Annotated in this window: 14 protein-coding genes; 2 read left to right on the forward strand and 12 right to left on the reverse strand. The window is 43.7% G+C overall.

Annotated features, from left to right (window positions below; all coding sequences use genetic code 11):
* Nucleotides 1–64: 64 nt before the first annotated feature.
* The 4 genes from EL140_RS08430 to rpoB all read right to left on the reverse strand — a co-directional run bounded on the left by EL140_RS08430 (nucleotide 65) and on the right by rpoB (nucleotide 8,696).
* Nucleotides 65–688 (reverse strand): hypothetical protein, encoded by a 624-nt coding sequence (locus EL140_RS08430; RefSeq protein ID WP_000240908.1) that lies wholly within the window; start codon nucleotides 686–688, stop codon nucleotides 65–67.
* A gap of 134 nt (nucleotides 689–822) precedes the next feature.
* Nucleotides 823–1,242, reverse strand: coding sequence for a nucleoside-diphosphate kinase (ndk, locus tag EL140_RS08435; RefSeq protein ID WP_000438309.1), 420 nt, complete (start codon nucleotides 1,240–1,242; stop codon nucleotides 823–825).
* A 111-nt stretch (nucleotides 1,243–1,353) separates the two neighbouring features.
* A complete protein-coding gene (gene rpoC / locus EL140_RS08440; protein WP_000228752.1) occupies nucleotides 1,354–5,052 on the reverse strand; it encodes a DNA-directed RNA polymerase subunit beta' in 3,699 nt (1,232 codons plus the stop codon).
* Nucleotides 5,053–5,084: 32 nt separating this feature from the next.
* Nucleotides 5,085–8,696, reverse strand: a complete 3,612-nt coding sequence (rpoB, locus tag EL140_RS08445) for a DNA-directed RNA polymerase subunit beta (RefSeq protein WP_000907178.1) — start codon at nucleotides 8,694–8,696, stop codon at nucleotides 5,085–5,087.
* Between the two features lie 442 nt (nucleotides 8,697–9,138).
* On the opposite strand from rpoB, the gene EL140_RS08450 reads away from it, so the two are divergent.
* A complete protein-coding gene (locus EL140_RS08450; protein WP_000723746.1) occupies nucleotides 9,139–12,855 on the forward strand; it encodes a pullulanase in 3,717 nt (1,238 codons plus the stop codon).
* Nucleotides 12,856–13,057: 202 nt separating this feature from the next.
* Here EL140_RS08450 and EL140_RS08460 read toward each other — a convergent pair whose 3' ends face one another.
* From EL140_RS08460 to EL140_RS08490, 7 genes are read right to left on the reverse strand one after another with little or no spacing between them, the layout of a single operon-like run.
* Nucleotides 13,058–13,822 carry an amino acid ABC transporter ATP-binding protein gene (locus tag EL140_RS08460; protein ID WP_000942256.1) on the reverse strand — a complete coding sequence of 255 codons (765 nt, stop codon included), beginning with the start codon at nucleotides 13,820–13,822 and terminating at the stop codon, nucleotides 13,058–13,060.
* A 9-nt stretch (nucleotides 13,823–13,831) separates the two neighbouring features.
* Entirely contained in the window at nucleotides 13,832–14,554 is a 723-nt protein-coding gene (locus tag EL140_RS08465) for an amino acid ABC transporter permease (protein ID WP_000350563.1), read from the reverse strand.
* A gap of 3 nt (nucleotides 14,555–14,557) precedes the next feature.
* Nucleotides 14,558–15,250, reverse strand: a complete 693-nt coding sequence (locus EL140_RS08470; protein WP_000255460.1) for an amino acid ABC transporter permease — start codon at nucleotides 15,248–15,250, stop codon at nucleotides 14,558–14,560.
* A gap of 32 nt (nucleotides 15,251–15,282) precedes the next feature.
* Nucleotides 15,283–16,161 carry a transporter substrate-binding domain-containing protein gene (locus EL140_RS08475; protein ID WP_000037003.1) on the reverse strand — a complete coding sequence of 293 codons (879 nt, stop codon included), beginning with the start codon at nucleotides 16,159–16,161 and terminating at the stop codon, nucleotides 15,283–15,285.
* Nucleotides 16,162–16,172: 11 nt separating this feature from the next.
* Complete coding sequence (locus EL140_RS08480; protein WP_001291552.1) at nucleotides 16,173–17,171, reverse strand: uroporphyrinogen decarboxylase family protein; 999 nt, start codon at nucleotides 17,169–17,171, stop codon at nucleotides 16,173–16,175.
* A 2-nt stretch (nucleotides 17,172–17,173) separates the two neighbouring features.
* On the reverse strand, nucleotides 17,174–17,377 hold the full coding sequence (locus tag EL140_RS08485; protein WP_000837741.1) for a hypothetical protein: 204 nt from the start codon (nucleotides 17,375–17,377) through the stop codon (nucleotides 17,174–17,176).
* 11 nt (nucleotides 17,378–17,388) lie between these two features.
* Entirely contained in the window at nucleotides 17,389–18,393 is a 1,005-nt protein-coding gene (locus EL140_RS08490; RefSeq protein WP_000157303.1) for a uroporphyrinogen decarboxylase family protein, read from the reverse strand.
* Nucleotides 18,394–18,760: 367 nt separating this feature from the next.
* Here EL140_RS08490 and EL140_RS08495 point away from each other — a divergent pair, with 367 nt between their 5' ends.
* Entirely contained in the window at nucleotides 18,761–19,618 is an 858-nt protein-coding gene (locus EL140_RS08495) for a 5'-nucleotidase, lipoprotein e(P4) family (RefSeq protein ID WP_000703382.1), read from the forward strand.
* 229 nt (nucleotides 19,619–19,847) lie between these two features.
* Here the strand turns inward: EL140_RS08495 and EL140_RS08500 are convergent, their stop codons facing one another.
* On the reverse strand, nucleotides 19,848–20,900 hold the full coding sequence (locus EL140_RS08500; protein WP_000229786.1) for an LLM class flavin-dependent oxidoreductase: 1,053 nt from the start codon (nucleotides 20,898–20,900) through the stop codon (nucleotides 19,848–19,850).
* Nucleotides 20,901–20,913: the final 13 nt, after the last annotated feature.

Genomic DNA, 20,913 nt, shown 5'->3' on the forward strand with positions numbered 1-20,913 from the left:
GTTTTCTTTTGTGTGAATTTTCTTTATGGACTTACTATAACAATTTTGAAAGATTCTCCTCCACTTAAAAGAATACAACTATTGAAAAAACAAACAGGATATCCCGAATCAGGTGCCCATAAAAGGAGATTTCCCTTTGGATACATTTGGGAAAAAGGAAACGTGCGCATAGAAAACCAACACTGATATAAAAGAAAATCGAGGAAATCACTAAGGGATTCCTCAAGAAAACCATCGTAGCTAGAACGGAAATGACGACTGTTTTCTTTTTATTTAGGTGATTTTCTATATCGCGAAAAATTTTATCAAAAGGTAAGAAAATCAATAGATCTACTCCTAGCAAGAAAAAGAAGGAGGGTAAAAAGAGGTCAACCAGTTCCTGCTGCAATTTGCTAGTGGTTTGGATGCTTTCTGAGAGAACCAGACAGGTTGCCAGAAGATTGACTACTAAAAGGAGGCAATAAACAAGGCTCACTTTCTTTTGAACATGTAAAATACTATGTCTAGACTGGTCTGCTGTATGGAAATAATTTATCCCAGCGCACAAAACAGAAATTCCTACTATCAAAATCAAAAAGTAAGCATTGGTCTGTTTTAAAGATAAAAAGGATTCTTTCCATAATAGGCAACTACTAAAACTAATCTGGATGACTGCAATCAGTAACAATAGGCGAATTGATTTTACCATTTCTTTTCCCTCCCTATATGGGATTATACCTTGTGAGGAGTTTGAAATGATTGTTTCCGCCTCAAGTGTTCTTTTTTTGTGCTCAACTGACCAAAAAACAGCTCTCTTGTGCACAGAACTGTTCTTTTACCAGTCTAATCCTTAAACCAGAGAGCAATTTCACGTTTTGCAGAAGCTTCCGAATCGGAGCCATGAACTACATTTTGAATAGCTTGATTGTCTCCTGCTGCTTTAGCAAAATCTCCTCGGATAGTTCCAGGCAAGGCTTCTTCTGGACGAGTAGCTCCCATCATACTACGCCAAGTTTCAATCACTTTCGGACCTGATAGAATGCCCACCACTACCGGTCCTGAGGTCATAAACTGACGGATAGGAGGATAAAAACTTTTTTCAACCAAGTCTTGATAGTGTTGGTCAATCAAAACTTCTGAAACTGCTGAACGCAACTCTAATTTTTCGATTTTGAAACCACGCTCCTCAATTCTTTTCAGAACCTGACCAACCAGCCCTCTTTTCACACCATCTGGCTTAATGATAAAGAATGTTTGTTCCATACGGACACCTCCTTGGCATTTTAGTTCTTCTATTCTACCATACTTTATGAAAAAGTGGGAAAATTTTTCTGAAATAAAACAAAGAGAACCCAAAGGTTCTCTTGTTTGCTTTTATTCTACTGTTTCTTCAACTTGGATTTCCACAACTTCCTCTACAGGAGCAAGTTCTGCCTCTTCTTGTTCTGGAGCCAGATATTCTGCTTCATTGATAGCTTGTGGTTCAAGGTTACGGTAGCGAGCCATACCAGTACCAGCTGGGATGATCTTACCAATGATAACATTTTCCTTGAGTCCAAGGAGATGGTCTTTCTTACCACGGATGGCCGCATCTGTAAGGACACGAGTTGTTTCCTGGAAGGAAGCCGCTGACAAGAAACTATTTGTTTCAAGTGAGGCTTTGGTGATTCCCATAAGAACTGGGCGACCAGTCGCTGGAACTCCACCTGCGATAAGAACATCCTTGTTAGCATCTGTAAAGTCGTTGATGTCCATGAGAGTACCCATAAGAAGGTCTGTGTCACCTGGATCCATGACACGAACTTTACGGATCATTTGACGAACCATTACCTCGATGTGTTTGTCACCGATTTCTACCCCTTGGCTACGGTAAACTTTTTGTACTTCACCGAGAAGGTAAGTTTCAACTGACAAGACATCACGAACAGCAAGGAGACGTTTTGGTTGGATAGAACCTTCTGTCAATGCCGCACCGCGAGAGACTTGGTCTCCAACTTCGACACGCATACGGGCTGTAAATGGTACCACGTATTCGCCTTCTCCAGTTTCACCCTTAACGAAGACTTTCTTGGTACGAGTTGACGCGTCTTCTTCGATAGCTGTAACTTGTCCTTTGACCTCTGTGATGACCGCTTCCCCTTTAGGATTGCGGGCTTCAAAGATTTCTTGGACACGAGGAAGACCCTGAGTGATATCGGTATTTGAGGCAACCCCACCCGTGTGGAAGGTGCGCATTGTAAGCTGTGTACCAGGTTCCCCGATAGATTGGGCAGCGATTGTACCAACTGCTTCACCAACTTCAACCGCATCACCAGTCGCCAAGTTGATACCGTAACAGTGACGGCAGACACCATGACGAGTGTTACATGTAAATACAGAACGGATAGTAACTTCCTCGATTGCATTTACAAGTTCACCATCTTCATTCTTGATCTTAAGATTTGCAATTTCAGCAGCTTTTTCTTCTGTAATCAATTCATTTGGACCGATGATCACTGCACCAGTTTCTGGATGTTTAACAGTTTTCTTAGTGTAACGACCGATAAGACGTTCTTCAAGAGACTCGATCATCTCTTTTCCTTCTGCGATAGAACGAATCAAGAGACCACGGTCTGTTCCACAGTCGTCCTCACGGATGATAACGTCTTGGGCAACGTCAACCAAACGACGAGTCAAGTAACCTGAGTCGGCTGTCTTAAGGGCCGTATCGGTCATACCTTTACGGGCACCGTGAGTTGAGAAGAACATTTCGAGTACTGACAAACCTTCGCGGAAGTTTGAAAGGATTGGCAATTCCATGATACGTCCGTTCGGAGCGGCCATCAGACCACGCATACCGGCAAGCTGTGAGAAGTTTGAGATGTTACCACGGGCTCCAGAGTCCATCATCATAACGATTGGGTTCTTAGGATCTTGGTTGGCAACCAAACGTTTCTCCAATTTTTCACGGGCTGCACGCCATTCAGCTGTAACAGCGTTGTAGCGCTCATCGTCCGTGATCATACCACGACGGAATTGTTTGGTGATTTGTTCTACACGTTTGTGTGATTCTTCGATGATTTCAGCCTTGTCTTCAACAACTGGGATATCGGCAATACCCACTGTCAAACCTGCAAGAGTTGAGTGGTGGTAACCGAGGTTCTTCATGCGGTCAAGTAGGGCAGAAGTTTCTGTCGTACGGAAACGTTTGAAGATTTCAGCGATGATATTCCCAAGGTTTTTCTTCTTGAATGGAGGGTTGAGTTCAAGATTGCTGATTGCTTCCTTGATATCTCCACCTAGTGGCAAGAAGTATTTAGCTGGAACACCTTCTGTTAAGTTGGCATTTGTTGGTTCTTGCAAGTAAGGTAGACCCTCTGGCATGATGTCATTGAAGAGGATTTTACCAACCGTTGTCAGCAAGACCTTGTGTTTTTGCTCTTCTGTCCATGGTTTGTTAAGGCTGTCTGTTGCAATACCAACACGTGAGTGGAGGTGAACATAACCATTGCGGTATGCCATAACCGCTTCGTCACGGTCTTTGAAGACCATTCCTTCACCTTCACGACCAGCTTCTTCCATGGTCAAGTAGTAGTTACCCAAAACCATGTCCTGAGATGGAGTAACAACTGGTTTACCATCTTTCGGGTTCAAGATATGCTCAGCAGCCAACATCAAGATACGAGCTTCTGCTTGAGCTTCTTCTGAAAGCGGTACGTGGATGGCCATTTGGTCCCCGTCAAAGTCGGCATTGTAGGCTTCACAGACAAGCGGGTGCAAGCGAAGGGCTTTACCGTCAATCAAGACTGGCTCGAAGGCTTGGATACCCAAACGGTGAAGGGTCGGTGCGCGGTTCAAAAGTACTGGGTGTTCTTTGATTACTTCTTCAAGAATATCCCAGATACGTTCGTCTCCACGTTCCACCAAGCGTTTAGCCGCTTTGACGTTCTGCACGATGTCGCGCGCAACGATTTCACGCATCACAAATGGTTTAAAGAGCTCAATCGCCATTTCACGTGGCACACCACATTGGTACATCTTAAGAGTTGGACCAACGGCGATAACGGAACGTCCTGAGAAGTCAACACGTTTACCGAGCAAGTTTTGACGGAAGCGCCCTTGTTTCCCTTTAAGCATGTGGCTCAATGATTTCAGTGGACGGCTACCTGGTCCTGTGATTGGACGACCACGACGACCGTTGTCAATCAAAGCGTCAACCGCTTCTTGAAGCATACGCTTCTCATTTTGAACGATGATACCTGGTGCATTCAACTCAAGCAAACGAGCCAAACGGTTGTTACGGTTGATAACACGGCGGTAAAGGTCATTCAAGTCAGATGAGGCAAAACGGCCACCATCCAACTGCAACATTGGACGAAGATCTGGTGGAATAACCGGAAGGATGTTGAGAATCATCCATTCAGGTTTGTTACCAGACTTATAAAAGGCATCCAAAACATCCAAACGACGGATAGCTTTGACACGTTTTTGTCCAGTAGCTGTTTTCAACTCTTCTTTGAGTTCAGCAATTTCTTTTTCAAGATCTACTTGTTTCAAGAGGTCTTGGATGGCTTCGGCACCCATTTTGGCAACGAATGAACCATAACCATACTCACGCAAGCGCTCACGGTATTCGCGCTCTGTCATGATAGACTTGTGCTCAAGTGGTGTATCCTTAGGATCAATCACCACATAAGCCGCAAAGTAGATAACTTCCTCGAGGGCACGAGGACTCATATCAAGGGTCAAGCCCATACGGCTTGGAATCCCCTTGAAATACCAGATGTGAGATACAGGAGCTTTCAACTCGATGTGCCCCATACGCTCACGACGAACTTTCGTACGCGTTACTTCAACCCCACAGCGGTCACAAACAATCCCTCTGTAACGAATGCGTTTGTACTTACCACAAGCACATTCCCAGTCTTTTGTAGGACCAAAGATGACTTCGTCAAAGAGTCCTTCACGTTCTGGTTTCAACGTACGGTAATTGATTGTTTCAGGTTTTTTGACTTCTCCATAAGACCATGAACGGACTTTGCTTGGAGAAGCTAGGGTGATTTGCATACTTTTAAAACGATTTACATCAACCACTATTTCTTCCCTTTCTATTCTAAGTGAACTGCTTATTCTTGTTCAGCAGCTTCTTCTGTTGCTTCCGCTTTTGTTGCTTTCTCAGCTTCTTCAGCTTCAAAGGCTGCTTTCGCCTCTTGGGCTGCTTTTTCGCGGGCTTTTTCAAGGTCATCTACGTGGATGACATCTTCGTCCATTCCTTCATCTAAATCGCGAAGTTCCACTTCTTGATCATCTTCGTCAAGGACACGCATGTCAAGACCAAGAGATTGCAATTCTTTCACAAGAACTCGGAAGGATTCTGGAACACCTGGTTTTGGAATTGGTTTTCCTTTTGTAATAGCTTCATAAGCTTTCAAACGTCCATTGATATCGTCAGACTTGTAAGTCAAGATTTCTTGGAGAACATTTGACGCACCGTAGGCTTCAAGAGCCCAAACTTCCATCTCACCGAAACGTTGTCCACCAAACTGAGCTTTACCTCCAAGTGGTTGTTGGGTAACGGTTGAGTATGGTCCGACTGAACGCGCGTGCAATTTATCATCAACCATGTGGTGGAGTTTGATCATGTACATGACACCAACTGATACACGGTTGTCAAACGGCTCACCTGTACGTCCATCGTAAAGGATTGTTTTGGCATCGCTATCCATACCTGCTTCTTTAACAGTGTCCCAAAGGTCTTCCGAACTTGCTCCGTCAAAGACTGGTGTTGCGATGTGGATACCAAGAGTACGGGCTGCCATACCAAGGTGGAGTTCCATAACCTGACCGATATTCATACGTGATGGCACCCCAAGTGGGTTCAACATGATATCGACTGGAGTTCCATCTGGAAGGTAAGGCATGTCTTCTACAGGAACGATACGAGAGACAACCCCTTTGTTTCCGTGACGTCCGGCCATCTTATCTCCGACCTTGATCTTACGTTTTTGAGCGATGTAGACACGAACCAGCATATTCACACCAGATTGCAACTCATCACCATTTGCACGTGTAAAGATCTTAACATCACGAACGACACCATCGGCACCGTGAGGTACTCGAAGAGAAGTATCACGCACTTCACGAGACTTGTCTCCGAAGATAGCGTGCAAGAGACGTTCTTCAGCAGAAAGGTCTTTTTCACCCTTAGGTGTGACTTTACCTACAAGGATATCTCCTTCTTTAACCTCAGCACCAATACGGATAATACCCATTTCGTCAAGGTCTTTAAGGGCATCTTCACCAACGTTTGGAATTTCACGAGTAATTTCTTCAGGCCCAAGCTTTGTATCGCGCGTTTCTGATTCGTATTCCTCGAGGTGGACAGATGTGTAGACATCGTCTTTGACCAAGCGTTCGCTCATGATAACGGCATCCTCGAAGTTGTAACCTTCCCATGTCATGTAGGCAACGATTGGGTTTTGTCCAAGCGCCATTTCCCCTTTTTCCATAGAAGGTCCGTCAGCGATAAAGTCGCCTTTTTCAACGACATCGCCAACTTTAACAAGTGTACGTTGGTTATAGGCAGTACCTGAGTTTGAACGACGGAATTTTTGGATGTGATATACGTCCAATGAACCATCTTCACGGCGTACTTCTACCTTGTCAGCATCTGCGTATGTAACTTTACCATCATACTGAGCAATAACAGCAGCACCAGAGTCATGGGCTGCTTGATACTCCATACCAGTACCAACGTAAGGTGCTTTTGGATCAATCAAAGGCACAGCCTGACGTTGCATGTTGGCACCCATGAGGGCACGGTTGGAGTCATCGTTTTCCAAGAAAGGAATACATGCTGTCGCAACGGCAACTACCTGTTTTGGTGACACGTCCATGTAGTCAACCACTTCTGCTGGATACTCCTGGTTGACCCCTTGATGACGTCCCATGACAACTTTCTCAGCAAAAGTACCGTCCTCGTTAAGACGAGAGTTAGCCTGCGCTACAGTAAATTCATCTTCTTCATCGGCTGTCAACCAAACGATTTCGTTTGTGACTACACCAGTTTCACGGTCAACCTTACGGTATGGTGTTTGAACAAAACCATACTTGTTCAAGTGCCCGTAAGATGACAAGTTATTGATCAAACCGATGTTAGGTCCTTCAGGTGTCTCGATTGGACACATACGACCATAGTGAGTATAGTGCACGTCACGTACTTCATATCCAGCACGGTCACGTGTCAAACCACCAGGTCCTAAGGCTGACAAACGGCGTTTGTGAGACAACTCAGAAAGTGGATTGTGTTGGTCCATGAACTGTGACAACTGTGATGAACCAAAGAATTCTTTAACCGCAGCTGTTACAGGACGGATATTGATGATTTGTTGTGGTGTTAAAACTTCATTGTCCTGAACAGACATACGTTCACGGACATTACGTTCCATACGAGAAAGTCCAAGACGTACTTGGTTGGCAAGCAATTCACCAACTGCACGGATACGACGGTTCCCAAGGTGGTCGATATCATCCACACGTCCGATACCTTCTGCCAAGTTAAGGAAGTAGCTCATCTCTGCAAGGATATCCGCAGGAGTTACAACACGAACCTTGTCGTCTGGATTGGTATTTCCGATGATGGTTACAACACGGTCTGGGTCCGTTGGGGCAACAACCTTGAATTTTTGCAGCACAACTGGTTCTGTCAGAACAGCTGCATCGTTTGGAATATAAACGATCTTGTTCAAGTCGCCATCCAAGTGACTCTCGATACTTTCAATCACGCTACGAGTCATAACGGTACCAGCTTCTACCAAGATTTCACCAGTTTCAGGGTCTACCAATGGCTCCGCAATGGTTTGGTTGAGCAAGCGTGTTGTAACGTTGAGTTTTTTATTGATCTTGTAACGACCAACAGCTGCCAAATCGTAGCGGCGTGGGTCAAAGAAACGTGCTACAAGCAAGCTACGTGAGCTTTCAGCAGTCTTAGGCTCACCTGGACGAAGGCGTTCGTAGATTTCTTTCAAGGCTTCGTCTGTACGAGAGTCCATTGGATTCTTGTGGATATCTTTTTCAACAGTATTGCGAACCAATTCGCTATCACCAAAGATATCAAAGATTTCATCATCACCTGAGAAACCAAGCGCACGAACCAAGGTCGTAAATGGAATCTTACGAGTACGGTCGATACGAGTATAAGCGATGTCTTTTGAGTCGCTTTCAAGTTCCAACCAAGCTCCACGGTTAGGGATAACAGTTGAGCCGTATCCCACTTTACCGTTCTTGTCTACTTTGTCGTTAAAGTAAACACCTGGTGAGCGGACCAACTGAGAAACGATAATACGTTCACCACCATTGATGATGAAAGTACCCATTTCGGTCATGATTGGGAAATCACCAAAGAAGACTTCTTGGGTCTTGATTTCGCCTGTTTCTTTATTAATCAAGCGGAAGGTTACAAAAATTGGTGCTGAGTAGCTAGCATCGTGGATACGAGCTTCTTCGAGCGTGTATTTTGGTTCCTTGATTTCATAGCCAACAAATTCCAACTCCATTGTGTCTGTGAAGTTTGAAATTGGCAATACATCTTCAAATACTTCCTTAAGACCGTGATCTAGGAAATCTTTGAATGAATCCGTTTGAATTTCAATCAAATTTGGTAAGTCAAGAACTTCTTTGATTCTTGAAAAACTACGACGGGTACGATGTTTCCCGTATTGAACGTCATGTCCTGCCAAGATGATTCTCCTTTGTAAATAAATTCCAAGCCTTGTCAATCAGGCTTTTCTAATCGTCATATGGTTTTAAAAACCCCTATCACCGTGTCCCTTTGACGAATTTTCAGAATCTTTAAATCTTTGTTACAAGCACTCAAAAACCTGAAAAAAAGCACAAAAAGAGCAGCTAAATCTGACTTTTTCAGAAGATTTAACTGCTGTGAGCCTTGTCTGGACAATATTTCAGACAAAACCTACGACAAATGATTATTCATATTATACCTTATTTAGCTAGATTTTTCAAGGTTTTTTTACTATTTTTTAAACAATCTTTTCCTATATATTATTTTAAAATTTTAAGAGAATGAAGCATTATATTTTCTCTTAAAAGTTAGGAAAACGCTTGCACTAATGTTTACCTCGTGCTATACTGATAGGGAACAACTACACAAGGAGAATTGTGATGAAAAAGATCCCATCTCAAACTGAGAAAAAAATGATTTACGGTATCCGTTCCTTGAAGAACGGAACTGGTTCTGTCCTTATTGGTGCCAGCATTATCCTGCTTTCTGCTGCAATGCCAACTATTTCGGCTAACGAAAACCTGCCTCAAACTCAGGAAAATACCAGCGCTGTGACCAAGGCCCCTACTGAGACTGAAACGAGTCAAACTCAAAAGGAAACGCCTATTTCTGAACAAAAGAATGCAAACGCTTCCCTTGATTCTAAAAAAGAAGCTCCAGCTGGGGAAACTACTACAGCACCAGAAACACCTAAAACAGAAGATGCTACTACAAGCCAGGCTAACAGCAAGGAAGAGAAAGTAGATAACAGCACTGCAACGCCAACTTCAGAACAAAAACCACAAGCTGACACATCTTCTGAAGAGCCCATCGCAGACAACCACTTCCGTATCCATGTAAAAAAACTCCCTGAAGAGAACAAAGATTCTCAAGGTCTTTGGACTTGGGATGATGTTGAAAAGCCGTCTGAAAACTGGCCCAATGGAGCCAAGTCCTTCAAGGATGCCAAGCAAGATGACTACGGTTATTACCTAGATGTCAAACTCAAAAACGAGCAAGCCAAGAAAGTCAGCTTCCTTATCAACAATACCAAAGGCGATAACTTGACAGGGGACCGTTCAGTAGAGCGCCTCTCTCCAAAAATGAATGAGGCCTGGCTAGATGAAAACTACAAGGTATACAACTACCGTCCTCAGCCAGCAGGAACTATTCGTGTCAACTACTACCGCACCGATGGCAACTATGACAAAAAATCGCTTTGGTATTGGGGCGATGTCAAGAACCCAAGCAGTGGAGAATGGCCTGACGGTACTGACTTTACCGCAACTGGAAAATATGGTCGCTACATTGATATCCCACTCAATGAAGCTGCGAGAGAATTTGGATTTTTATTACTAGACGAAAGCAAGAAAGGCGATGATGTGAAAATCAGAAAAGAAGATTATAAATTCACTGATCTAAAAAATCACAGTCAGATTTTCCTCAAAGATGATGACGAAACCATCTACACTAACCCCTACTATGTGCACGATATCCGCATGACTGGTGCCCAACACGTGGCTAAATCTCGTATCGAAAGCAGTTTTTCTACCCTCGTTGGGGCTAAGAAAGACGATATCCTCAAACACTCCAGCATCACTGATTACCAAGGGAATAAAGTAGCTATCACAGACGTGGAAGTGGATGAGGCAGGTAAAAAAGTGACCTACATCGGCGACTTCTCTGACACTCAACACCCTTACACTGTCAGCTACAATTCAGACCGCTTTACCACACGTTCAAGCTGGCGCCTCAAGGATGAGTCCTACAGTTACGATGGTCCACTCGGCGCAACTCTAAAAGAAGATGGCAAGCGTGTTGACCTCACCCTCTGGTCTCCAAGTGCTGATAAGGTTTCCGTTGTTGTCTATGACAAGAAAGACCCTGAAAAAGTAGTTGGAACTGTCGCCCTTGAGAAAGGAGAGAAAGGAACCTGGAAACAAACTCTGGATGCAAACTCTGGTCTCGGTATCAGCAACTACACTGGCTACTACTACCACTACCAAATCGAGCGCCAAGGTAAAACTGTCCTCGTTCTTGACCCTTATGCCAAATCATTAGCGGCTTGGAACAGTGACCTAGCAAAAACAGATGCCGCTCATAAGGTCGCTAAAGCTGCCTTTGTCGATCCAGCGAAGTTAGGTCCGCAAGACTTGACCTATGGAAAGATTCGTAACTTCAAATCACGTGAAGATGCCGTTATCTATGAAGCTCATGTACGTGACTTCACTTCGGATCCTGCCATCGCAAAAGACTTGACCAAGCCATTTGGTACCTTTGAAGCCTTTATTGAAAAACTGGACTATCTCAAAGACTTGGGTGTGACCCACATCCAGCTCCTTCCAGTCTTGTCTTACTACTTTGTCAATGAATTGAAGAACCAAGAACGTTTGTCTGCCTACGCTTCAAGCAACAGCAACTATAACTGGGGATATGACCCTCAAAACTACTTCTCCTTGACTGGTATGTACTCAAGCGATCCTAAGGATCCAGAAAAACGTATCGTAGAATTCAAAAACCTCATCAACGAAATCCACAAACGTGGCATGGGTGCTATCTTGGACGTGGTCTACAACCATACTGCAAATGTTGATATTTTTGAGGATATTGAGCCAAACTACTACCACTTTATGGATGCAGACGGAACTCCTCGTACCAGCTTTGGAGGTGGCCGTTTGGGAACTACCCACTACATGTCTAAACGTGTCTTGGTAGACTCCATCAAGTATCTGGTTGAAACCTACAAAGTAGATGGTTTCCGCTTCGATATGATGGGTGACCACGATGCAGCTTCTATCGAAGAAGCGTACAAAGCTGCACGCGCCCTCAATCCAAATCTTATCATGCTAGGTGAAGGCTGGAGAACCTATACTGGTGATGAAAATACGCCTGTACAACCTGCTGACCAAGATTGGATGAAGAAAACAGATACTGTCGCTGTCTTTTCAGACGACATCCGTAACAACCTCAAGTCTGGCTATCCAAACGAAGGTCAACCGGCCTTTATCACAGGTGGAAAACGCGATATCAACACTATCTTTAAAAATCTCATTGCCCAACCAACCAACTTTGAAGCAGACAGCCCTGGAGATGTTATCCAGTATATCGCAGCCCATGATAACTTGACCCTCTTTGACATCATTGCCCAGTCTATCAAAAAAGACCCTAGCAAGGCTGAAAACTACGCTGAGATCCATCGTCGTTTGCGACTTGGAAACCTCATGGTCTTGACTGCTCAAGGAACTCCGTTTATCCACTCTGGGCAGGAATACGGACGTACCAAACAATTCCTTGATCCAGCCTACAAGACTCCTGTTCCAGACGATAAGGTCCCAAACAAGTCTCACTTGTTGCGCGACAAGGACGGCAAGCCATTTGTCTATCCTTACTTTATCCATGACTCTTACGACTCTAGTGATGCTGTCAACAAGTTTGATTGGACCAAAGCTACAGATGGCAAAGCTTATCCTGAAAATGTCAAGAGCCGTGACTACATGAAAGGATTGATTGCTCTTCGTCAATCTACAGACGCTTTCCGACTCAAGAGTCTGCAAGATATCAAGGAGCGCGTCCGACTCATCACTGTCCCAGGCCAAAATGGCGTTGAAAAAGAAGATGTGACCATCGGCTACCAAATCACCGCTCCAAATGGAGATATCTACGCTGTCTTTGTCAATGCAGATGATAAGGCTCGTGAATTTACTCTAGGAACTGCTTTTGCTCACTTGAGAAAGGCTGAAGTCCTCGCAGATGAAAATCAAGCCGGACCAGTAGGAATCGCTAAACCTCAAGGTCTCGAATGGACTGAAAAAGGCTTAAAATTGAACGCTCTCACTGCCGTTGTTCTCCGCTTGTCTCAAGGTGGTGCCATTGTCGCCCCAGCTGTGGAAGAAAAACCAGAGTTTAATCTTTCTAGCTTGGAAGTTGAACCAGAACAAGGCCTAGCCCAAAACCTAGTAGCAAATCCTGACTCTCAAGAAACTGCTACAGAGGCTCACTCTCAGAACCTCCTTCCAAATACAGGAACCGAGAGCAAATCCCTCCTTGCCCTTGCTGGATTCAGTATCCTTGCCCTTCTCGGACTTGGATGGTTGATAAAAAACAAGAAAAAGAAATAACACTCAATGAAAATCAAAGGGTAAACTAGGAAGCTAGCCGCAGACTGCTCTAAGCACAGCTTTGAGCTTGTAGATAAGGCGAAGCTGACGTGGTTTGAAGAGATTTTCAAAGAATATAACCTAGCCCTCCTATAGAGAAAACACCCCATGGTCAGAAGAATCTTCTAGTCATGGGGTGTTGTTTTTATGATACACTTAGCTATCAAATCATATATTCTACACTATAGCTAGCGTCTGATAAGATACGAGCCAGGAACTGCTTGGTTCGTTCTTCTTGTGGACGACTAAAGAAATCGTGGGGATTGTTCTCCTCTACGATACGACCTCCATCCATGAAAATAACGTGGTTGGCGACATCTCTAGCAAATCCCATCTCATGCGTGACGACCACCATGGTCACACCTTCTCCCGCCAACTGTTTCAGAACATCCAAAACATCTCCAACCAACTCAGGGTCTAGTGCTGATGTTGGTTCATCTAGCAAAATGACCTCGGGTTTGACGGCAATAGCACGCGCAATTCCTATTCGTTGTTGTTGCCCTCCAGATAGTTGTGAAGGGTAGTAGTCTTTGTAGGCCAGTAAACCAACTTTTTCCAAGGCAGATTCTGCACGTTTAAGTGCTTCTTCCTTGGGAACTTTACGAGCCACGATTAGGCCTTCTAGAATATTTTCCAGAGCAGTTTTGTTTGCAAAGAGATTGTAGTGTTGGAAAACAAAGGCTGTTTTTTGGCGAATTTCTAGAATGTCTTTCTTGCTCAATTTGGATAAGTCATAGGTCTTTCCTGCCAAGGTCAAACGGCCACTGTCAGCTTTTTCTAAGTGATTAAGACAACGGAGAAAGGTCGTTTTCCCCGAACCTGATGGTCCTAAAATAACGACGACATCCCCTTGGTTAACCTGAAGATTGACATCCTCCAAGACCTGCCTCTCACCAAATGTTTTTGCGATATGTTCTACTTGTAACATCCTGTCCTCCTATACGAAACGCGCGCTAGATGCTTTTGCACTTTTTTCTTTTTTCACATAGCCTTTTTCCAGTAGGGAGAAGCCCCACTGAATCAAACCACAGATCAAAATATACTGCAAAAAGATCACAAAATAAGACTCAAAATACTGGTAACCGTAGGACGCTTCTACACGAGCAATAGCGGTGATGTCCTTGATAGTCATAACAAAGACCAGGGAGGTCCCTTTGACGATATTGATCACCAGATTGGCCAAGTTAGGCAAGGCTGAGCGCAAGGCTTGAGGAAAAACAATCCTTAGATAGGCCTGGGTCGTAGTCAAGCCAATCGCATGCGCTGCCTCTAGTTGTCCCTTGTCCACCGTCAAGATGGCTGAACGCAAAATCTCCGATAAACTCCCGACTGTCATCAAACTATAAATGATAAAGGCATAATAGAGAGGATCAAGCTTGAAAATATCAAAGTCACTTCCTATGCTTTTGAGAAATTGATTCAGCAGGCTTGGAAACAAACTATAAAAGAAGAGAATCAATAAAATCGGAGGAGTCGCTCGGATAAAGGCCAGATAGACCAGAGAAAAACTCCTCACACCTCGAACCTTGTAAATCTGCCCCAAGGCTAAAAATAGAGCCGGTAAAAAGCTTAAGACCATAGCCACAATCATGATAATCAAGGTGATTGGCACACCCTTCAAGGTCTCCAGAAAGGTCTTTACAATATAGTCTATATCCATTTCTTACCTCCCTTTTGTTTCCAAAGACTTCTCAAGCAAACGACTCAAGCTAGAAATAACCAAGGCAATCCCCCAGTAAAGAAGCGCAACTGCCGTATAGGTTTCCAGAGAGTAGTTCCCTAAATTGCGACTAATCAAGAGATTGCCTGCCCCCATAACATCAACAAAACCAATCGTATAAGCCAAGGCAGCATCCCGCATGAGATTGAGAATAGCGGTCGTTATATTGGGAAGAGCAACTTGAAAAGCTTGAGGAAAAATGATTCTCCAAAAAGTCTGACTTGGAGTCAAACCAATACTAAGCCCGGCCTCTGTCTGCCCCTTTGGAATAGCTTGATAGGCCGCCTTGAAAACCTCGGCAACAATAGCCGCAAACAAGAGAATCATCGTCAAGAGAACAAAAATAGTTTTAGACCAGTTGTTGATGTCCAAACCAAGCCACCATTTCAGAAATTCTGGCAAGCCATAAAAGACTAGAAAAAGCAAGACAATCGGCGGTGTACAACGTAGGGTAAAGATATAGCCTTTGGAAATCGCTGCAAAACTCTTGTCTTCTCCTACTTGTGCCCAGGCCAAGAGACCTCCAAAAAGGGAACCAAGAAGAGTGGTAAAAAAGAGAATGGACAAGGTCATAGGAAGCGCCTGCCATAAGGTCGGCAAAAACTGAAAGACCTTGGAAAAATCATAAGAAACCATGCAAAACCCTTTCTAGTCTTGGAATTTCTGGTCTAGTCTTTGTCTACGTAACTAAAGACATCTTCTTTAAAGTATTGCTGAGATAGCTTAGCAAGCGTGCCATCTTCTTTCAACTCTTTGATTGCTTTTTCGTATTCTTTAGCGAATTTCTCACCCTTTTCATCACGGTGAATCAAGGGATAAGTTGGAATGCCCTTGTATGGGAACCAGCTGAGTTTATCCGCATATTGGTGGTAAGGGCCATCTTCTGCGGTAACTGCTTTTTCAAAGGACAGTTTGATATCAAAGAAGGCGTCATAACGTCCTTCTAAGACCCAGGCATAGGCATCTGCCACTTTAAAAGATTCAGCTGCTGTTAGCTCAATCGGTGCATCCTGATGTTTTTCATTGTAGCTGGTGATAACATTCCATTGAGCATTCTGTGGCGAGATGGGAACCAATTTCCCTTTATTCTTAGCAAAGTCATCAATGGTTTTGTATTTCTGTTCATCTTCTTTTCTGACAGTAAATCCGATGATGCTCGCTCCGACTGGTTCAGATGGAATGACAAACTTTTTAGCTCGTTCATCTGTGTACCAAGCTCCCTTGGTTCCGATGTCATACTTGCCTGATTCCAGACCAATCAAGAGGTCATCATCACTGGTGCCCGTATATTCAAATTGATAGTTTGCCAACTTCTCATCAACAGCCTTCAAAACAGCTACTTCATAACCATCTGATTCCCCTTTTTCATTGACAAAGTCATAAGGCACATAGTTTTGTGTATGGGCAACCTTCAAGGTTATGACTTCAGCAGACGAAGCTGTTTCTCCCTCCTTGGCTGGAGCGCCAGCTAAACTTCTCCCGATAATCGTCGCCCCAATTACTGCAACAACTGCTACACCACCGATAATCCATGCTTTTTTACTCATCTTTTTCTCCTTTAGTTTTCAAGCGCTTCTCTCACCCACTGGATACGTTCAACTGCGATATCACTTGGAATGGTACAATCTGCCCCAAGTACCAAGCCCTGTTCCCCAGCTTCTGCAACTAGTTTCTTTGCCTCAGCCTGAATGGCATCCTTGCTACCAGTATACAGCAAGCCTGTCTTACCATTTTCGAATCCTCCAAGAACCGTACGTCCCTTGAAAATCTCACGACCTTCCTTGAGAGTGATTCCCTCTGGTCCTACAGCCCAGTTAAAGACTTGGGCTGGGTAGTCTGCAAAAAGATGAATATCATTTCGCGCTCCCTCGTAGCCACAGATATGAAGAACAGTGACGCCACCAACAGCACTAGCTGCTTCCAGAACCGTTATCTCGCTAGGGGCAATGACGGCTTGATAATCTGCTGCCGACACTCGTTGATCTTGGATACTCTGCACGCTGAGATAGATTCCATCAGCACCAGCCTCTTCGATGACAGCTCGGCTGAGACTCGCAATATCCTCTGCAATCACATCCAACACCTTTTTAAGGGCTTTAGGATCTTCCACCAGAAAGTCCGCAATAAGGTCATCCCCGCCAGACACTTCCCCAAGCAGCCACTTGAGATAGGTCACAGGAGCAAAAACATTGTAAATCGCAACGATATCTTCTGTAAATTCTTGCTTGATTTTCTTAACCAAGTCCACCTGCTCTTTTATCCAAGCGTGATCTGGTCCGAGTGGTTGAATGGTTGCCAATTCTTGAAGTGATTTGCCTTTGGCAATCGCTGGATTTGGATAAGCAAAGTAGCCATCACTCATGAGTTTGATAAAGTCTGGCTGAACTTCTCGGATAAAGCGCTTATGTCCCTCGATATTCTTCTCGATAATGACTGGATTTGAGAAACCATGTAGCCATTCGTCTTCGGATGTGAAATGGTGCCAAAAGCCAACTGGCACACGATCAACCTTTTCACCTTTAAATGCTTTTAAAACCCATTCTCTTTTTTCTGACATTCTTATTCTCCATTTCTTACTTTTTCAACTAATAAACTGCTTGCGATATCATTCGAGCGTAGAAAGGGGAGACTGGACTTGGAAAAATCCTGAACTCCACGACATCTCTCTCCATTTTTGCAGTGCTGATTTTTTACGACGCTTATGGCAACCAAAGCCAGCAAACCGACAACTGCAATGAAGATGCCCCATCTTTTACTTTTCATAGCTCCTCCTTTTAGAGAACAGCTGCCTGTCGAATCCAGTCCAACCTCTCTAAGTCAAAGTCATCTGGAACAGTACAGTCAGCTCCCAGAAGAACGCCTTTACTACCAGCTTCAGCCAGCAACCGTCTTGTTTCATTTTGCAATTCCGCCTTGGAACCTTGATAAAGCAAGCTTTTCTTGCCATTTTCAAATCCACCTAAAACGGCCTTGCCTCGAAACAACTCCTGACCCTGTGTCAAACTAACATCCTCATGATGAGTCGCCCAGTTGACCACTTGAGCTGGATAGTTCTTAAATATCGTCACATCATTGCTCGCACCTTCAAAACCACAGATATGGAGGATATTGGTCCCACCAACCTGATTGGCTGCCTCCAAAATCGCTATATTGCTCGGTTCGATATAGGTTTGGTAGAGTGCTGGTGTGATGCGCTGATCTTGAATTTCCTGGGTACTGAGGTAAATCCCGTCAACACCGCCTTGCTGGATGATTTTCTGAGTTAGGATAGCAATATCTCCTGCAATCACATCTAGAATCGCTCTGAATTGCTCAGGATTTTCAAGCAATAGATCAGCCACTTCCCTATCTCCTCGAGAAGTTTCTGTACGGAACCAGCGCTTGAGGTAGGAGATAGGGGAAAAGATATTGTAGAAAGAAGCAATCTCTTCGGTAAAGGTCTCTCGAATCGCTTGTACCACTTCCACCTGTTGCTGAATCCATGGGTGTTCCTCACCAATCGACTCAATAGAAGTCAGCTCCTGAATGCTTGCAATCTTAGGATTATAGACATTACTTGGATAAAGGAAAAAACCGTCACTCATAATTTTGACAAAATCAGGGCGAATCCTTTCCACATAGTTGCGATGCCCATCAACACTTTTTTGAAAGATACGTGGATTATTTAATCCCTGCCCCTTTTCTTCGAGTGTTACAAAATGAAACCAAAATCCCACAGGAACTCTTTCCACTTCATCGCCTCGAATCGCTCTAAAGACTAGATCTCTTTTACTTGCCATACCTCTCTCCTTCCATTTGGATTGAAACCATCTTACCACTCCTTTTCCCCTTTTCCCAATATATATTGACTATCAACTCGATTGGAAATTTTTATATCTATAAAGAAAAAAATCCCTGAAAAGCTTGATGTTACTAGCCTTTCAAAGATTCTCTTTATTTTCATCTATTTTTCAAAAAGGAGCTGATATAGATTTTCTATCAAGTCGATTGGATTTTTTTATATCCATCTTCATTCCCAAATTAAGTACATAATTTTATCCTAATACCAAATTACTACTGAAAAATTTATTTTCTCCCGATATTCCCTTGCACAAATCCCGTGAAAACGCTACAATATTAGTAGACTATTATTAGGAGGATGGGATTATGAAAATATCCAAAGTTACCATTACAATTGCTTCTACACTTGCTTCCGTCATTTTACTGACTGGCTGTGGCACAAATTCGGCAAATTCACAGACAACACAAAGTAGTACATCTGATAATCAGGTTACAATGACCTATGATCAGTTGCGTTCAAGAGAGAACACTATGTCAACTCTTTGGTATCAAAAAGCAGCTGAGACCAAGGCACTCTATCTACAAGGTTACAATGTCGCTACTGATCGTTTAAAAGAACTACTAAAAACACAGACAGATAAACCCTACTCTATCGTTTTGGACTTAGACGAAACCGTATTAGACAACAGTCCTTATCAAGCTCAAAATGTCAAAGACGGAACAGCATTTACCCCAGAAAACTGGGATGTCTGGGTAAAAAAAGCCGCAGCCAAGGCTGTACCAGGTGCTAAAGACTTTCTCCAATTTGCAGACAAAAACGGTGTCCAAATTTACTATGTATCTGACCGCACGATAGATCAGGTAGATGATACGATCAAAAACCTAGAAAATGAAGGAATTCCTGTACAAAGCCGCGATCATCTCATGTTCTTAGAAAAAGGCGTCAAATCTAAAGAAGGTCGTAGACAAGCAGTCCAAGAAAAAACCAACTTAGTCATGCTACTAGGAGACAATCTTGTGGACTTTGCAGAGTTTTCAAAGACCTCTGAAACTGAGCGCGACCAAAAATTAGAGGAATTACAAAAAGAGTTTGGTGAGAAATTCATCATTTTCCCTAACCCAATGTACGGATCATGGGAAAGCACTGTTTACAATGGTAATAAATTGGATGCCAAGGGTCAAACTGAAGAGCGCCAAAAAAACTTACAAGGTTTTGATAAATAAAATAAGGGAGCTATCTACCAGTTTACACCAACCACAAGATATCGTATTTGCGAGAATATCAAAAAAGACGACTTCCAAGCGGAAATCGTCTTTTTTACTATTTTATCTTGTACTTGGTATAAACTAGTATATATTCCACTAGATAGTATGCTCTATCTCTTGTACCACTTCCACCTATTGCTGAATCCATGGGTGTTCCTCACCAATCGACTCAACTGATTGAATTTTTTTATAACTCCTCTTTCATAGCAAAGTAAGCACGTATTTTGGGCGCCACTTGTGTGCCGAAGAGTTCAATAGCTCTCAGAACTTGACCATGAGGCATAGAACCAAGCGGTAGATGGAGCATGAAACGGTCCAAGTCTAAATCCTCAATCATGCGAATCAATTTTTCTGCTACCTGATCTGGATTTCCCACAAACATGGCACCATTTGGCCCAACTTGCTCCAAATATTGCTCATAGGTCAACTCCTGCCAGTGTGGACGGTCCTTGGAAATCGCATCCACTACTTGCTTGGTCGGATGGAAATAATCTTTTATCGCCTGCTCGCCATCTTCAGCAATCCAGCCCCAAGAATGAGCGCCCACTTTCAGGTCTTTATCCGCATGACCGGCTTCCCTACCAATCTCACGATAAGCTTGAATCAGCTTTTTAAAATAACGCGGATTGCCACCAATAATAGCATAGACAATTGGCAACCCCGCCTGAGCAATCTTCACTGTTGACTCTACATGACCACCTGTCGCCACCCACAATGGCAATTTGTCCTGAACTGGACGAGGATAAACTTCTTTTCCAGCAATGCTTTGGGTCAATTGCCCCTGCCAGTCTATCTTGGTCTTTTCATTGACTAACTGGAGCATGTCTAATTTCTCATCAAAGAGAGCTTCATAGTCTTTCAAGTCATAGCCAAACAGTGGGAAAGACTCGGTAAATGAACCACGCCCAGCCATAATCTCCGCACGTCCATTTGACAAAGCATCGATAGTAGCATATTGTTGGAACAAGCGAATCGGATCCATACTCGAGAGTATGCTGACTGCACTCGTCAAACGAATTTTCTTGGTATTGACTGCACCAGCTGCAAGAACAATCTCTGGCGCCGATACCGCAAAGTCCTCCCGATGATGCTCCCCAATCCCGTACACATCCAAACCAACCTTATCAGCCAGCTCTATCTCTGCCACCAGCTGACGAATGCGTTCATCATGACTGTAAAGTTGCCCAGTCGCTTCCAGAGCTGTTGTTTCACCAAATGTTGAAATTCCTAATTCTACCATCCCGTTTCCTCGC

Source organism: Streptococcus oralis ATCC 35037, assembly GCF_900637025.1.
GTDB classification, from domain to species: Bacteria; Bacillota; Bacilli; order Lactobacillales; family Streptococcaceae; genus Streptococcus; species Streptococcus oralis.

Bases quoted from the DNA above. Each gene is read 5' to 3' on its own strand.
- EL140_RS08430 (WP_000240908.1), bottom strand. From the start codon at position 688: ATGGTAAAATCAATTCGCCTATTGTTACTGATTGCAGTCATCCAGATT.
- ndk (WP_000438309.1), bottom strand. From the start codon at position 1,242: ATGGAACAAACATTCTTTATCATTAAGCCAGATGGTGTGAAAAGAGGG.
- EL140_RS08450 (WP_000723746.1), top strand. From the start codon at position 9,139: ATGAAAAAGATCCCATCTCAAACTGAGAAAAAAATGATTTACGGTATC.
- EL140_RS08460 (WP_000942256.1), bottom strand. From the start codon at position 13,822: ATGTTACAAGTAGAACATATCGCAAAAACATTTGGTGAGAGGCAGGTC.
- EL140_RS08465 (WP_000350563.1), bottom strand. From the start codon at position 14,554: ATGGATATAGACTATATTGTAAAGACCTTTCTGGAGACCTTGAAGGGT.
- EL140_RS08470 (WP_000255460.1), bottom strand. From the start codon at position 15,250: ATGGTTTCTTATGATTTTTCCAAGGTCTTTCAGTTTTTGCCGACCTTA.
- EL140_RS08475 (WP_000037003.1), bottom strand. From the start codon at position 16,161: ATGAGTAAAAAAGCATGGATTATCGGTGGTGTAGCAGTTGTTGCAGTA.
- EL140_RS08480 (WP_001291552.1), bottom strand. From the start codon at position 17,171: ATGTCAGAAAAAAGAGAATGGGTTTTAAAAGCATTTAAAGGTGAAAAG.
- EL140_RS08485 (WP_000837741.1), bottom strand. From the start codon at position 17,377: ATGAAAAGTAAAAGATGGGGCATCTTCATTGCAGTTGTCGGTTTGCTG.
- EL140_RS08490 (WP_000157303.1), bottom strand. From the start codon at position 18,393: ATGGCAAGTAAAAGAGATCTAGTCTTTAGAGCGATTCGAGGCGATGAA.
- EL140_RS08495 (WP_000703382.1), top strand. From the start codon at position 18,761: ATGAAAATATCCAAAGTTACCATTACAATTGCTTCTACACTTGCTTCC.
- EL140_RS08500 (WP_000229786.1), bottom strand. From the start codon at position 20,900: ATGGTAGAATTAGGAATTTCAACATTTGGTGAAACAACAGCTCTGGAA.